General features: G+C 39.8%; 14 protein-coding genes. 11 read left to right on the plus strand and 3 right to left on the minus strand.

Annotated elements, in window-relative coordinates; all coding sequences use genetic code 11:
* Positions 1 to 15 precede the first annotated feature (15 nt).
* From AC1D0Y_RS07835 to AC1D0Y_RS07860, 6 genes are all read left to right on the plus strand, one after another.
* A complete protein-coding gene (locus AC1D0Y_RS07835; protein WP_477707435.1) occupies positions 16 to 1422 on the plus strand; it encodes a sodium:solute symporter family protein in 1407 nt (468 codons plus the stop codon).
* Positions 1423 to 1552: 130 nt separating this feature from the next.
* On the plus strand, positions 1553 to 2890 hold the full coding sequence (locus tag AC1D0Y_RS07840; protein WP_114324371.1) for an MFS transporter: 1338 nt from the start codon (positions 1553 to 1555) through the stop codon (positions 2888 to 2890).
* Between the two features lie 331 nt (positions 2891 to 3221).
* On the plus strand, positions 3222 to 6251 hold the full coding sequence (locus AC1D0Y_RS07845; protein WP_477707436.1) for an efflux RND transporter permease subunit: 3030 nt from the start codon (positions 3222 to 3224) through the stop codon (positions 6249 to 6251).
* Between the two features lie 313 nt (positions 6252 to 6564).
* Positions 6565 to 6738 carry a hypothetical protein gene (locus tag AC1D0Y_RS07850; protein WP_050688367.1) on the plus strand — a complete coding sequence of 58 codons (174 nt, stop codon included), beginning with the start codon at positions 6565 to 6567 and terminating at the stop codon, positions 6736 to 6738.
* A gap of 105 nt (positions 6739 to 6843) precedes the next feature.
* Entirely contained in the window at positions 6844 to 7107 is a 264-nt protein-coding gene (locus AC1D0Y_RS07855; RefSeq protein ID WP_013082079.1) for an autorepressor SdpR family transcription factor, read from the plus strand.
* On the plus strand, positions 7108 to 7746 hold the full coding sequence (locus AC1D0Y_RS07860; RefSeq protein ID WP_253352294.1) for an SdpI family protein: 639 nt from the start codon (positions 7108 to 7110) through the stop codon (positions 7744 to 7746).
* Between the two features lie 148 nt (positions 7747 to 7894).
* Here AC1D0Y_RS07860 and AC1D0Y_RS07865 read toward each other — a convergent pair whose 3' ends face one another.
* Positions 7895 to 8887, minus strand: coding sequence for a DUF3231 family protein (locus AC1D0Y_RS07865; RefSeq protein WP_217599515.1), 993 nt, complete (start codon positions 8885 to 8887; stop codon positions 7895 to 7897).
* A gap of 153 nt (positions 8888 to 9040) precedes the next feature.
* Positions 9041 to 9556, minus strand: a complete 516-nt coding sequence (locus tag AC1D0Y_RS07870; protein ID WP_253352295.1) for a cupin domain-containing protein — start codon at positions 9554 to 9556, stop codon at positions 9041 to 9043.
* Between the two features lie 247 nt (positions 9557 to 9803).
* On the opposite strand from AC1D0Y_RS07870, the gene AC1D0Y_RS07875 reads away from it, so the two are divergent.
* The 5 genes from AC1D0Y_RS07875 (at position 9804) to AC1D0Y_RS07895 (ending at position 14771) form a co-directional block, all read left to right on the plus strand.
* Entirely contained in the window at positions 9804 to 10022 is a 219-nt protein-coding gene (locus AC1D0Y_RS07875) for a hypothetical protein (protein ID WP_253352297.1), read from the plus strand.
* Positions 10019 to 10279, plus strand: coding sequence for a hypothetical protein (locus tag AC1D0Y_RS07880; protein WP_253352298.1), 261 nt, complete (start codon positions 10019 to 10021; stop codon positions 10277 to 10279). The genes AC1D0Y_RS07875 and AC1D0Y_RS07880 overlap by 4 nt, the downstream gene beginning before the upstream one ends.
* A gap of 280 nt (positions 10280 to 10559) precedes the next feature.
* On the plus strand, positions 10560 to 13091 hold the full coding sequence (locus tag AC1D0Y_RS07885; RefSeq protein ID WP_477707437.1) for an EAL domain-containing protein: 2532 nt from the start codon (positions 10560 to 10562) through the stop codon (positions 13089 to 13091).
* Between the two features lie 57 nt (positions 13092 to 13148).
* The gene (gene folE, locus AC1D0Y_RS07890) at positions 13149 to 13793 is read left to right on the plus strand and encodes a GTP cyclohydrolase I FolE (protein WP_060746535.1); all 645 of its coding nucleotides are present in this window, start codon (positions 13149 to 13151) and stop codon (positions 13791 to 13793) included.
* 48 nt (positions 13794 to 13841) lie between these two features.
* A complete protein-coding gene (locus AC1D0Y_RS07895; protein WP_060746534.1) occupies positions 13842 to 14771 on the plus strand; it encodes an NAD(P)/FAD-dependent oxidoreductase in 930 nt (309 codons plus the stop codon).
* Between the two features lie 36 nt (positions 14772 to 14807).
* On the opposite strand, the gene AC1D0Y_RS07900 is transcribed toward AC1D0Y_RS07895, so the two are convergent.
* A complete protein-coding gene (locus AC1D0Y_RS07900; RefSeq protein ID WP_060746533.1) occupies positions 14808 to 15086 on the minus strand; it encodes a hypothetical protein in 279 nt (92 codons plus the stop codon).
* Positions 15087 to 15158 lie beyond the last annotated feature (72 nt).

Genomic DNA, 15158 nt, shown 5'->3' on the forward strand with positions numbered 1-15158 from the left:
AAGGAGGAATCTGTTATGAACGGACTGGATATGACGGTTATGTTTGTCTATTTTGGCGTATTGGTTGTAGCTGGTATTATTGGCTCGTTAAAAGCAAAGTCATCAGAAGATTTTATTTTAGCGGGACGAAACTTAGGGATGTTCATGTATTTAGGGTGTTTGTCTGCCGTTATTTTAGGCGGAGCGTCGACGATTGGAACGGCTCAGCTTGGCTATGAGCACGGGCTGTCTGGCATTTGGTTTGTGACGATGATTGGACTTGGGATCATTACGCTTGGCACGATTTTTATTAAGCGGATTTCGTCGTTGAAAGTGACGACTATCAGCGAACTGCTAGGAAAAAGATATAACGCTCAAGCGCAAATTATCAGCGCCGTTGTTGCAGCTATTTATACACTCATGGTATCAGTCACTCAAGTGATTGGAATGGGAACGATCATTCATGCGCTGCTCGGATGGAGTATGACGGCATCGATGTTAATTAGCGGTTCGATTGTTTTGTTCTATACGATTTTAGGCGGAATGTGGAGCGTAACGGTTACTGATATTATTCAATTTGTTGTGATGACGGTGGCGATTTTTGGATTTATGCTTCCGATGAGTGTATCAGAAGCAGGAGGTTTCAGAGCCCTTGCCGGAGATTTGCCATCATCTTATTTTGATTTTTCATCCATTGGATACGGTCAAATCTTTCAGTATTTCCTCTTGTATACGCTTGGTATGGCAGTTTCTCAAGATATTTGGCAGCGGGTATTTACGGCGCGAACAGAAAAAATCGCCCGAAACGGCTCCATTTTTGCAGGCGTGTACAGCATTGCCTACGCGGTTGCCGGAAGCGTAATTGGAATGTGTGCATATTTGCTGCTGCCAAACGCAGAAAGCAGTCAAAGCATTTTTGCGACGCTTGCAGTTCAAATCCTGCCTCAAGGGTTATTAGGTCTCGTACTAGCGGGCGTTTGTTCGGCGCTGATGTCAACTGCTTCAGGAACGCTGCTTGCGTCTTCTACGCTGATTAGTAATGATATTATTAAAAAAGTGTGGCTTAAAAATATTTCAGAGAAAAATTATTTAATTTTAACGCGCGTAAATACGCTTATTGTTGGTGTGCTTGCTATTATCTTTGCTCTTTGGATTCAAGATGTGCTTGTTGCTTTAGATGTTGCGTATGCCATTTTATCAGGAGCGATTTTTGTTCCATTTGTTGTGTCGCTGTTTTGGAAAGACATTCATCCAAAAGCAGGAGTTTCAGCGATTGTTGTCAGTACGCTAGTAGTACTTGGAGGTCTATTGATTGAAGGACTTTCTTCTACCACGCCAATTCTATACGGAATTTCAAGCAGCATCATTGTAATGGCTGGATTTGCGGTTATGGCTCGAAACAAAGAACTGTCTGATCAAGAAAAGGTTCAAGAAGATATGTGAATAAGAGGGTAAAAAGCTTCTCATAGTAAAGTGAGAAGCTTTTTAGTATTTTGTATGCATAAGTATAGACAACAAACGGCAAGGAGGAGTACACTAGACGCTCAGATTATAGGGATAAGGAGATTGTTACATGAAAAGCAGAACGTCTGTAATGGTTAGTATTGTGCTGGCAATGCTAGTGGCTTCGCTTGATTCAACGATTATGAATACGACGATGCCTGTTATTGCAAAAGAGCTTGGAAGGTTTGATTTGTACGCGTGGTCGTTTGCTTCGTACATGATTGCAAGTACGATTTTATCTCCGGTAGCGGGAAGATTATCGGATTTATTTGGCCGCAAAAAAGTATTTGGGTTTGGAATTATTGCTTTTTTAATTGGTTCGATGCTTTGCGGCGTGGCGAATACGATGATTCAGCTTGTTCTTTTCCGTGCGGTCCAAGGAATAGGAGCCGGGTTTATGGTGGCGTTTCCCGCTATTATTGCCGGAGACTTATTTCCCGTCGAGAAACGAGGGAAGATTCAGGCGCTGTTTACAACGATGTGGGGATTATCAGCTGTATTAGCTCCGCTTTTAGGCGCTTTTTTTGTGGATTATTTAACGTGGAGATGGATTTTCTTTATTAATTTACCCGTATGTATTGTTTCATTTCTGACGTTAATGCCCTATCAAGAAAGCTATAAGCCGAAAAGAGCAAAAGTCGATTACATCGGTGCTATCTTGTTTGGAGCGGGCGTTACATCACTGCTGCTCGTTACGGTAGTGGAACAAAACCGGGTTGTGTATACAGTCGCGGGACTTATTTTATTAGTGATTTTTTATCTACATGAACGAAAACATGCTTCACCAATTGTACCGCTGTCCATGTTCCAAAACAAAACGCTGTCATGGATTAATATTAATGCGTTTATTGGAACGGTGGCTTTATTCGGTACGTCAAGCTACATTCCGTTATTTTTACAGCGAGTAGCGCATCTGTCACTGTTTATGAGCGGAGTTGCGCTGTTAGGAACGGCAGTCGGGTGGATGTCTGTATCTGTGCCAGCAGGTAAATGGATTTTAAAACACGGCTATAGAAAGCTGTTGTTAATCGGAAATGTGCTGCTGGTTGGCTCAGGAACACTGCTGCTTATGCTAAATGAAAGTCACGGCTTCTTTTACGTGTTTTGCGTCATGATTGTCCAAGGACTATCGTTTGGTCTGCTGTCTACGGTTGGCGTCATTGGTGTACAGCAATTAGTAGGAGGACATGAAAGAGGTATTTCAACGTCATTTTTTATGTTTTGCAGAAACATGGGAACAGCCATCGGCGTTACCATTATGGGTGCGTTGCTGACTTCAGGCGGAAGCTTCATGGCAGGCATTCATCACTTGTTTTTATTTGGCTTTGCAGGAAGCATCGTGGCTTTATTGACTTCCTTAAAAATTCAAAACGATACGGAATCAAAGCACAGCCGAGCTGCTAGTTGAGGGGATTTATGCTAAATATGTTTATTTCATAAAAAAACGGGAAGAAACCAAATAAGGTCATAGAATTGCCTGAGAAATCGTAGGCATATTCTTCTTCTTCTTTCACTTACTACATGTGGGACGCCGGGTATCGGCGTCTTTTTTTTGTGCTGTAAAGGAGCTGTTTATATAATCAAACGCATACACATAAACGATTTTGTTCAAATAATGGGACTTTTCACAAAAATAAGTCTTTAAATGGTAAGGGATATTAGGTATAATTTAGTGGTTATTTAGCATATTTTAGAAATGTTTGACTGAGTTTGTACGGAAAAGTGAAAGGGGATATTTCATGTCATGGCTCACCAAATGGTCGTTCAAAAATAAAGCGGCTATCACCATTATGTCTATTTTAATTTTAGCTTTAGGAGTCATTAGTTATTTTACACTTCCGATGGAGTTCCTGCCCACCGCTGATCAGCCTCAAGTGTCAGTAGTGGTTATGGGGCAAGGAACGGATGCGGACTCTATGGAAAAACAAGTTACGTCACCAATTGAAGAAGCGGTAGCCGGTGTTAAAGGAAAAAGCAACGTGTATTCGACGACGGGAGACGGCTATTCTAAAATCGATCTTTCATTTGAATCCAAAACGGATATGAAAGAAGCAAAAACAAACGTCCAAGAAGCACTGTCTTCGGTGCAGCTTCCAGCCAGCGTATCAAAGCCTAATGTTATTCAATTAAATACCTCTATGATTCCCATCGCAGATATTTCACTCACATTTAAAGAAGGATTAACAAGAGACAATCTGGATCTTGCAGAGAAAAAACTGATCCCTAAATATAAAGACATTAAAGGCATTGCGAGTGTTCAAACGTATGGAACAGCGGATTCCTACGTGTCTATTAAAGTTGATAATAAAAAATTGTCACAAAAGAACGTAACCATTGATAAAGTCATCAGCGTGTTAGAAGGAAAAAACACGTCGCTTGCAGTTGGCGAAAAAGTCATTAATAACAAGTCGAGCAACATCAATGTAACAGGTAAAATTGACAGCTTGGACAAAGTGAAAAAGCTGCCGGTTGCACCGAATGTAACGCTGGGCGACCTTGCAAAAGTAGAAGTGAAAAAGCCTGAAGGCGTCGTGACGCATATTAACGGAAAAGATGCGCTTTTACTTATTGTGACAAAAGACAGTCACTCAAACGCCGTTAGCATTACAAAAGAAGTAAAAAAACTGTCTCAGCAAATTAACAAAGACTATAACAATGTGAATGCTTCTGTATTTTTTGCAACAGGAGACAGCGTACAAAACTCTGTTCATTCCATGATGAAAGAAGTGTTGCTAGGCGCACTTTTTGCGACCATTGTCATCATGCTGTTTTTACGCAGCGTTCGCTCTACGTTTATCACAATTGTATCCATTCCGCTATCGCTTTGCTTTACGCTTTTTTTATTATCCAAATCAGGCGTTACGCTTAATATTTTAACGCTTGGAGGAGTAGCGGTAGCGATTGGGAGATTGGTAGATGATAGTATCGTTGTTATTGAAAACATCTTCCGGAAAATGCAAAAAGAAAAGTTTTCGCTTGGGCTGATTATTGATGCCACAAAAGAAGTAGGTTCTGCTATTACCGCTTCTACGTTAACGACAGTAGCTGTCTTTTTACCAATCGGCCTTGTAAACGGAGGGCTTCAGGACTTTATGCTTCCGTTTGCTCTAACGCTGACGTATTCATTGCTGTCTTCATTAATTGTCGCACTTACGGTTGTGCCGTTAATGAGTGCAGGATTATTAAAAAATGAAAAAATCCGCAAGCACAAGCAGCCGGTTCGTTTTACAAAGGTCATTACGTGGTCGCTTAATCATAAATGGGTTGTGCTGCTGCTTTCGCTGCTTTTATTTGTCGGATCTATTGGCGCGTACACAATGATGCCTAAAGGAGCGGTTGATAACTCTTCATCTGACTTTGTAGGCACAACGTTAAGCTATCCAAATAACACGCCAATTAAAACCGTAGAAGAAAAATCACTGCAGCTTGAACGCTATATTTTAGCTCAAAAAGAAGTAAAAGAAGTATACATGCAGCTTGGTAATACGGACGAAGGAGCCAAGTGGGGAGACGTTGGTTCACCTACTGAAGCCACGTATACGATTACTGTAAAAGACAGTGGAAACACGGATTCGCTAATGAAACGAATCCAAAATCAAAAGAAGCTCTATGACGGAGGAGATCTTAGCGTAAGTGCTGCTTCACTAATGGGAGCGTCTACTACTTCGATTACCGTTGATGTAATTGGAAATGACATGAATAAGTTAGAAAAGACGGCAAGCAGCATTAAGAAAGAAATAAGCGATATAAAAGGAGTAGACAAAGTTTCTACGAACCAAGACGAAAAGAAAACGATTTACTCTTTAGACGTAGATCCAACAAAAGCGAATACACAGCAAGTAGCGCAGCAGCTTGGTGTTATGCTGAATAAAACGCCAATTGGAGCGATAGATTTAGAAGGCAAGCAAGCAAACGTACTTCTTGAATCTGTCCTAAATCCAACATCACCAAAAGAGTTAAAAGATATTTCCATTATGACAGAGACAGGACCGTCGCCTGTTTCAAAAGTGGCTTCGCTAACGCAAGCTGAAAAGCCGACCAATCAGTTTCATAAAAATGGAGACCCGTATATTCAAGTAACAGCGGATGTCAATCCAGAAAAGCTTTCAGAGATTAATAAAAACATCCAAACAGTGATTTTTGGAGACGGTAAGAATAAAGGACTGTCGATTTCAAAAGATGTTGACGTTGTAATCGGAGGAGCAAGCACTCAGCAAGGAGAAGATTTCTCTGACTTGTTCATTACAATGCTCGTGTCGATTGGTATTGTGTTCTTAATTATGGTGATCACGTTTAAAACAATCCGCACGCCGTTTGCCATTTTATTTTCACTTCCGCTTGCAGCCATCGGTGCCGTGTTAGGATTATTAATCAGCCGTATTCCAGTAGACGTAACGGCTTTACTGGGAGCACTGATGCTGATTGGTATTGTTGTAACCAACGCCATTGTACTATTAGACCGCGTAAAGCAAAATGAAAAGAAAATGATTATGCGAGATGCGATTGTTGAAGCAGCCGCTACGCGTATGCGTCCAATTGTCATGACGTCCGCTGCTACGATTTGTGCGATGCTGCCGCTTTTATTTAAACAAAGCGAAAGCGGAAGCCTTGTTTCTCAAAGTCTTGCAGTCGTTGTAATTGGAGGATTGGCCGTTGCGACTTTTCTTACGCTTGTAGTCATTCCGGTTGTGTATGAACTGCTTCATTTCAGAAAATCGAAAAAGCAAAGAATACAGCAAAAACAGCAGGAAGACGTAACGTCGCTATAATATTTAAAAGAGGCAAGGACATAAGTATGTTAGGTGAAGGAAGATCCGAACGATAAATTGTTCGGATTTTTTTATTGATGATAGGGTGAGCGTAAGTTTCATGTACGTAGGTGTTTCTAGCTGGCGATTGGAGGGCACGATGAAGACTCCTGCGGGGAAAGCGAAGTCTTGCATGGAAATCACAAGCGGTTCAGCTCATTCCTCCCATTTATTCATCTTTAGGTGGAATTGATTTGGTTACATTCCAGCCTCTTTTTTATGAAACCTTTTGGCTAGTAAAACGTATAGTTAGACAAAGAGATGGAGGGATAGTATGTTTCGAATAAAAGAGCGATGCTCCGTTTGTCAAAAAGAGATTCAGTCGAATGAAGAAGTATGGATGCGGATGAAGTATCCAAGTAAAAGAGGCATGACCGAAATCAAAGCTTTCCTACATCAAGAAGCGCAGTTTGTATGCATGGACTGCTTTGAAAAAACAAAAAAATGAGTCAAATGCAAGTGTTCTCTTTTCAAAATATTGACATATTATATTTTATAGTTTAATATTTAGATAATTATCTAAATACTTAAATATGATGGAGATGAACTTCAATTGAATGAAACGTTTAAAGCCTTAGCGGATCCCACTCGCAGAAAGATTTTAGAGCTGCTAAAAGAGCGAGATTTAACCGCAGGAGAAATTTCCGAGTATTTTAATATGACCAAACCAAGCATCTCAAATCATTTAAAAATCTTGAAGCAAGCGGACCTCGTTCAAGATGAAAAAAGAGGACAGTTTGTGATTTATTCGTTAAATACAACCGTTTTTCAAGATTTAATCGGCTGGTTTTTCAGCTTTCAGAAAGGAGAGAGTTAAATGAAAAAGCACGTATTTCCTTTAGGCATTACCCTTTTAACACTGGTTGCATGGCTGATTGCACTGCCGCATCTTCCAGCTACGATGCCCATCCACTGGGGAGCAAATGGAGAAGCAGACGGATTTGCAACGAAGATAAACGCAATGATCTTAACAGTAGGCATCATGGTACTTATTTATTTTATCATTGCATTTGTTCCGCGAATTGACCCGCGTAAAGAAAATTATAAGTACTTTTCAAAAACGTATAACATCCTGTTAAATGCCGTACTGCTATTATTCTTTTTTGTAAATATGAGCACTATTTTACAGGGGCTTGGCTATAACGTGCCGATGTCGTACATTGCTCCGATTATGGCTGGACTCGTTTTTATCATTATCGGAAACTACTTGCAGCGCGTGCGCTCGAACTATTTTATGGGCATTCGTACACCGTGGACATTGAGCAATGAAATCGTATGGAAAAAGACGCATCGTTTATCTGGAAAGCTCTTTTTTATCGGCGGACTGCTAATTCTTATTAGCGCTTTTTTACCTGATGGATACAAGTCAGTTATCATGTGGGGCAGTATCGTTCTGTGCGTGGCGGTTCCTTATCTGTATTCGTACCTGGCTTATAAAAAAGAAATGAATGTGTAAGCATACAAAAAATCCGGTGAATACACCGGATTTTTTTATGGATAACATATCAGCCGTAACGCCACCGTTCGTGTCACGCCGGCTGATGGGAATAAATACAGCATAAAGTATGAAACGCGTTTCAGGTCAAGAGCTGCTATAAAAAAACTTACATTTGCTTACGATCGCTTGCTTCAGGCGGCTTTTCAATCCACCCGTTTTTAATCATCACTTCGCTGCAGCGCCCCGCTACTTTTAAGTCTCGTAAAATACACGCTTCACAGTGCCCCACAATATCGAGCCTCATGCTGGTTGTCATTGCCGTTGCGTAATAGGTAATGGCTACTTTAAACATTGCTCCTGCGTGAAACGTCATCAGCTTTTCTGAAAAAGGCGCGTGCGTAGACGTTGTGATTTCATTATCCAAAAGCGGAGGCGTATGAAGATTTTCCTCGTGCATAATGGAAGAATAAAGCTCAATATGCTTGTGAGCCACATCAAGCCCCGTCTCCATTACTTTCTTCACATCTTTTCGTTTGCTCACTTGTTTAAAGGCAATTAACAGGGCTTTGGATACCATGCTTTTTCGTAAATTAAAATAAATATTTCCGGCTTCCGTTGCGTTTAAAAGGCGCTGCTTTCCGACAAAATCAAGAGCGTAAGCCAAGTCGGTGATCGGCTCTTGTTTTTTCGGATTCAAAAAATAAGGAGCGGGCACATAAAGATTTTTTTCTAAAAGCAGGTCGAGCGACCGATTATATACTTCCATCACATCTAAATTACACTGATGATAATAATCTCGAAGATCTCGGCGAACCGACACGCTAAATGAAATGCCGTATCCTGCCAAGCCGTGAATGGTCATGTCGTGAAGATACTTCAGCCAAAACGAGTCTGTAAAAAGCGGAGGTGCGTGCAAGTCCACATCTTCATCTGTAAAACCTTTTGGCAGCGGAAAATGCTCGGCATGAAAAATGGCAGTCAGCAGCTTAATATGCTTTTTTGATAACTCCAGAGAAAAGGCAAACAGCGAACGAATCTCGGAATCCGTTACCGTTGCAAGAACGTGTTTTGCTACGCAAGCTGCCAGCGTATCCTGCTGATACTGCGCGCATAGACTCGTTATTTCAGGCGAAGTCAAACGCTTGCTTTCTGCATTCAATTGGCTTTCCTCCTATCTATAAAAATGGCACGTATTTATAAAAAACAGATAAGTATAGTGTGGACAAGGATGTGTTAAATTATTCCATGGTTAAATTGAAATCAAAATAGAAAAAAGATCTGCCCGGTAAAGAGCAGATCTTTATGTATTGGTTTATTTTTTATTCATTTCTTTTTCAATTTCAGGATAGGTAATGCCGTATTTTTTAGAGACGGTAACTAAACCGATAATTTCTTCTTCAGTAGGTGGTCCCACTTGCGGCAGAGGAGCATTTTCGGGAACGGAAGTACCGAGTTCTTTAACAAATGAATCAAAGCCTGCAGGAGAAGCAGTAAGGATAAATTCTGTTTCTTCTGGTCCGGTCACAAAACGGTGCTGAATACCTCGAGGAGCAAAAATATAATCGCCCGCTTTTGCTTCAATTATTTCTTCTCCTATGTAAAAAATCATTGAGCCGCGCTTTACATAAAACGTTTCGTCTTCATGTTCGTGAAGGTGGAGCGGGGGACCTTGGTTTGCTGGTTTCACTACGTGTGCCACGGCGTAAGCTCCGTTTGTATCTTCACCTGATACAAGAAGCGTTACTTTTTCATCAAGAAAATGAAATGTATTTTGATCGTGTGGCGTACGGTGAAAAGCGTTTGTTAGCTGGTTATGAGTTGCTGTCATCCTTTTATCTCCTTTAAAAACATATTTTGAGATTATTGTATACTAATATGAACGTTTTATGTGTGGAATAATAGCTAAAAAGAATTATCTATTTACATTTATTATATTTTTGTAGTTCTATTGTTATTTATTGTGAATTTTTAATAGAATTCCCTCTATCCATTTTCCAAAACTAACCAGTATGCTAACATAAAGATAGAATTTCTAAATGGATAAGTGATATATGAGATGTAAAAGGAGAGTTTCGATGAAGTTGTTTAAAGATGCGTCTAAACGAGAGCATCAAAATTGGAATAAAGCTGTGTCGGCAGGTTTTTATATACTTTTATTGCTGCTGTTTGTGAACGTAATAATGTATACCTATAAAGGTGCCGAGTTAGTGTCGTCATTTTTGATGTTTTGGACAGGGATCGTTGTGACGTTTGGCTATCAGTTTATTTTAAATAGAAAAAGTGAGAAAAAATGAAAAAACAGCCTTGGCACCGTTCAGAAAAATTTCTGATGCTGCTGTGCTTTTTTGCGCCACCCATTGGTTATGTAGCGGTGGTGATGAATAAGAAAAAGCTAAGCCGAGAACAGTGGCTGAGTAACTTAACGGTAGCGACTATTATCATGTCCATATGGCTGCTGAAGTTTTTACCGCATCAGTGGGGAATCATTATTTTGTTAACGGGAGTCGGAATTTACTGGTATCACCGAATGTTGAAGAAGTTTAAGAAGTAGCAGCAGGGATAAAGAAAGTTAAATTTTACGCATTGATATTTTGACAAAAGAAGTTAAAATATTATAGTAATACAAATTTGTTCTACCCATGTAAATAAAAGTATTTATTTGCTGTGTTTTATAATTTAGTTAAGAATAGAGCCAACCAAAGCGGTTGGTTTTTTGCATGAGTTCATTCTTTTTTTGTGGAAATTGAAGAAGAGTATCCGATGTAAAGCTAGAGCATATAGGCAGGTTTTAAAACTGTCGGATCAGTTCTTTAAACAGGAGGCCATCACTAGTGTCGATAAAGAAAAAGTTGTCCGTATTCTTTACTTTGCTGGTATTGTGTATTCTACTAGCGAATAACACCTTGCACTACATTCGATCAAAAAATAGATTAACAGAGTTTAATCAACGGGAAATCACGCTGGTCACAGAAGAAATTGCGTACGAAGTCGAAAATTCTAAAAATAGTGCCTCCTATATGGAAGATCGGATGGCACAGGAATTACGAACGGCTTCGATTGCGATTCAACAGTCTTTGCCCGCTGATTATCATGACGTCAGCAATGACGAGTTAAAACAGTTGGCTAAAAAACTGAGGGTATCTCATATTACATTATTAGCACCCGTAGAAGGTGATATTATAGGCGTAAAATCTTCTGATCCTAAGGAAATCAATATGTCTACAAAAGAGTGGGGCTATTGGTATACATCTTTTCAGCAGCTTCTTTCTCAGCAGCCGGTCACGACAACAAAAGGATTGACTTTACCTCACTATTGGAGCGGGCCGATTGAAGTAGCTTCTAGCAACCCTAATCACATTGACAAATGGGGTTATTATTACGACGGGTCTACTAATTACATTATTGATCCTTATTTCCGGGATCAGCACGTCCTCGATTTTGAAAAAAGGTTTGGCCCTACGAACGTGATGAACCGCTTTACAGAAAATCTTGAAGGCGTTCTTGAACTAACGGCTTTTAACCCGAAAAACTTCGGAAAAAGAAATCAAAACGTATATTTAAACGGCAATAAATATATTAGAATAAAAGATCAGCCGATTTGGTACGGAACGTACACGTATCGAAATACCGAACGTGATAAAAAGTCCATTCAAAAGGCCTTGGAAACGGGAAAATCACAAAGCTATACTGCTGAAATCAACCATAAAAAAGTATTAAAAACATTGGTACCGATTAAAGAAAAAAACTCTCCAGCTTACGTGATAGGTGTAGTGTATGACTACGGACTTATTAAAAAAGAGCTGCAGCAAGAATTAATCAAACATTTACTGCTGTCTCTTCCGTTTATCTTTATTGTCCTTATTATCAGCTTTGTTTTCTCTACATCCATTACGCGGCCGATTAAACATATTATGGAGCACGTAAATCAAATCGCCAAAGGAAATTTTGGCAAGGTGCTGAATGTAAGAAGAAAAGATGAGCTGGGAGGACTTGTAGCAAACATCAACCACCTTTCTCACTTTTTAAAAACATATGTAGACGATTTAAAGAAAAGTCAGGAAGAAAGTGAGTATCATGCGTACCACGACTTTTTGACAGGATTGCCGAATAGAAGATATTTTAAAGAAGAATTAAACAGGCGCTTAATTGAGTCGAAGGAAAAGTCCATTCGTCACGTAGCCGTGTTATTTATGGATATAGACCGGTTTAAAGATATCAATGATACGCTAGGGCACTCAAAAGGAGATCAGCTTATACAGCTGATAGCTAACCGTATTAAAGAATGTCTGCCTTCTGCTAACAGCTTTCTTACAAGGCAAGGAGGAGACGAGTTTGTCATTTTATTCAGTGATTTTACACCGGAAGAAGTTCAAGGTATCACCGAGAAAATCATGGCGTATGTTCAACAACCCTGCTACATTAACAATGATGAAGTGTTCGTCAGTATAAGCAGCGGGTTAAGCTTTTATCCGGAGCACTCTACGAATTTGGACACGCTTATTACGTATGCAGATGTCGCCATGTATGCTTCAAAAAGACAAGGCGGCAGTAAAGTAAGTATTTATCATGATTCATTAAATCAAAAACAAGCTGAAAAAGTTCACATCGAAACGCGCTTGCGAAAAGCGATTCAAAAAGGTGACATTGACGTTTACTATCAGCCGAAAATAGAAGCAACGCGCAATGTAATTACCGGCGTAGAAGCATTAGTTCGCTGGAATGACGCAGAGCTTGGGTTTGTTTCTCCAGAAGCGTTTATCCCTATCGCAGAAGAAGCAGGTTTGATTCAGTCTCTATGGGAAGTTGTCATGAAGAAAGCTTGTTCTCAAGTCAGTAAATGGAACAAGGACCGAAACGAAAAAATGACGCTAGCAGTTAACTTTTCTCCCCGGCAATTCCAGGATCCGATTGTGTTGGTTAAGGAAATACAGCAATTTCTTTCGCTCCATAGATTTGATCCTACATGGTTTGAAATGGAAATTACGGAAAGTACATTGCTGATGAACGCGGAAGAAACAATTAAAGCTTTACATCTGTTAAAGAAATATGGTATATCAATTTCTATCGATGATTTTGGAACCGGATATTCTTCATTGAGCTATTTAAAAAAATTACCAATCGATTGTTTGAAAATCGACCGGTCTTTTATCCAGGATATTCAAGAAGATTACAGCAACAGTGAAATTGCGCAGGCGATTATCAGCTTATCTCAAAGCTTAAAGCTGCAGGTAATCGCAGAAGGTGTAGAAGGAGAATATCAAAAAGCGTTTTTAATGAAAAATGGCTGTGATCATATGCAGGGGTACTTATTTAGCAAGCCTCTGGCTGCAGAAGATTTTGAAGCAGCATTTTTAAATAGCTGAAGCAAAACCATCATTTGAAAATAAACTTACTAAGAAAAGGGAAGAGGACATAAAGAGATGGCACTTAGTACACAAAATTTAATTGCTCAAAAATTTTTAGAAACACTAGGAACAAATTCAACTGAAGTAGATAAAAAAATCGGTCAAGCTGACACATTTATGAATGCAGTGAAAGAACTGATTGATTTATGCGGAGATAATCCGGAAAGAGACGGCCTTGAAGAGACGCCGTACCGCGTGTTAAAGGCGTTTTTAGAATACACGGAAGGCTACAGAGAAGACCCGAAAGCTCATTTAGAAAAAACATTTGATGTGAACCACAACGAATTGGTGTTAATAAGAGACATTGAATTTCACTCAATGTGTGAACATCACTTTGCGCCGTTCTTTGGCGTTGCACACGTTGGGTATATACCGGATAAAAAAATTACAGGTTTATCTAAAATTGCTCGTACGGTAGAAGGATATGCAAAAAGATTTCAAGTTCAAGAACGTCTAACAAATGAAATTGCAGATGCAATCGAAGAAGTGTTAGAGCCGAAAGGAGTGATGGTGATTATTGAAGCAAAGCATATGTGCATGTGCGGAAGAGGAATTAAAAAGTCTTCAGCTTCTACAGCCACTTCATCCGTTCGAGGAACATTTATGGAAAAACCAGAGGTTCGAGGAGAATTTTTATCTCTTTTACAGCGACAAATGTAAAGAAACACAAAGCCATATAAGCTGAGAAGCAGAAGCGAGGTGAGCTGTATGCAACATGTTGACGTACTGATTATTGGCGGAGGGCCCGCTGGCATCTCTGCTGCCGTGTGGTGTAAAAGGCTAGGCGTTGAGTGCTTGCTTCTTGAAGAGCAGGCACAGTTAGGCGGACAGCTGTTTACGATTTATAATGAGATTATTGATTATCCCGGAATACAAGCGGAAAATGGAATTGAGATGCAGCGTAAAATGGTTCAGCATTTTATTGATATGGACTGCTTATATGAAGCGAATACAAAAGTAATTTCCATTGACGAACGTTCTAAAACAGTAAAAGTAAAGCAGCAAGAAACGGAAAAGGAAATTGGCTATACGTATCTTATTTTAGCAACGGGCTCTAGTCAGCGAAAGCTGGGAGTGCCGGGTGAACAGCAAATGATTGACCGAGGAGAAGTATACTCTGCTTCAGCAGACGGAGAACGGTTAACAGGTAAAAGGGTTGCTCTCATTGGCGGAGGAGACCGGGCGTTTGAAGGAGCACATCTTTTAGCATCAAAAGCAAAAGAAGTATATCTGATTCATCGTTCTACGCATTTTAAAGCAAGAGAACAATACGTTGAAAAAGTGCTTTCCGACCCCGGTGTTAAAGTGATGACAGACACAGAAGTGACCGCTATCTACGGAAAGCATCGCGTCACATCAATTGATTTAAAGAGTAAAAACAGTGACAGTGAGAATTTATTGGTAGACGCAGTGCTGATCAGACTAGGCGTAGCGCCTAATGTTGAACTTATTAAAGAAAAAGTCACGACTACACAAAGCGGGCTCATCGTCATCAATGAAGTGCATCAAAGCAGCAATCCATCTATTTATGCCATTGGAGACGCCTGCACGACTCCCTTGTTTTCTAGTATCAGTTCTTCAGCCGGTCAAGGAGCGATTGTAGCCAAGCATTTATCGAGTCTTTTGAAAAAGTCATAATATCAAAAAGCATCTATCAAATCGATAGATGCTTTTTTACGTAATATAGTAAAAGAAACATAGAAGAAGTACGTTAACAGGCAGACAAATCGTTTGGAAAAAAGCAATGTAGTTTTTCGGAGCGGCGCTGATTCTTTTTACTAAAATACACTCGGTAATGAAATTAAAAAGAACCATGATAGAAGCGACCGTTATATATGCCCAGACGTTCTGCTGAAACAAACGAGTAAAAAGAGGTGAGAAAAGAAGCAGAAAAGCAGCGGTTTGAAAGGAACCTCTAGAAAATAAATCATGGTTTTTAGCACTTTGCGTCACGCTATCCCTCCTTTATATGTTTTATTTTACCAAATGAAAAAGACTTTAAAAACCTTTTCGACTATCTTTACC

The sequence above is a fragment of the Priestia sp. P1_B12_1 genome (genome assembly GCF_056406695.1).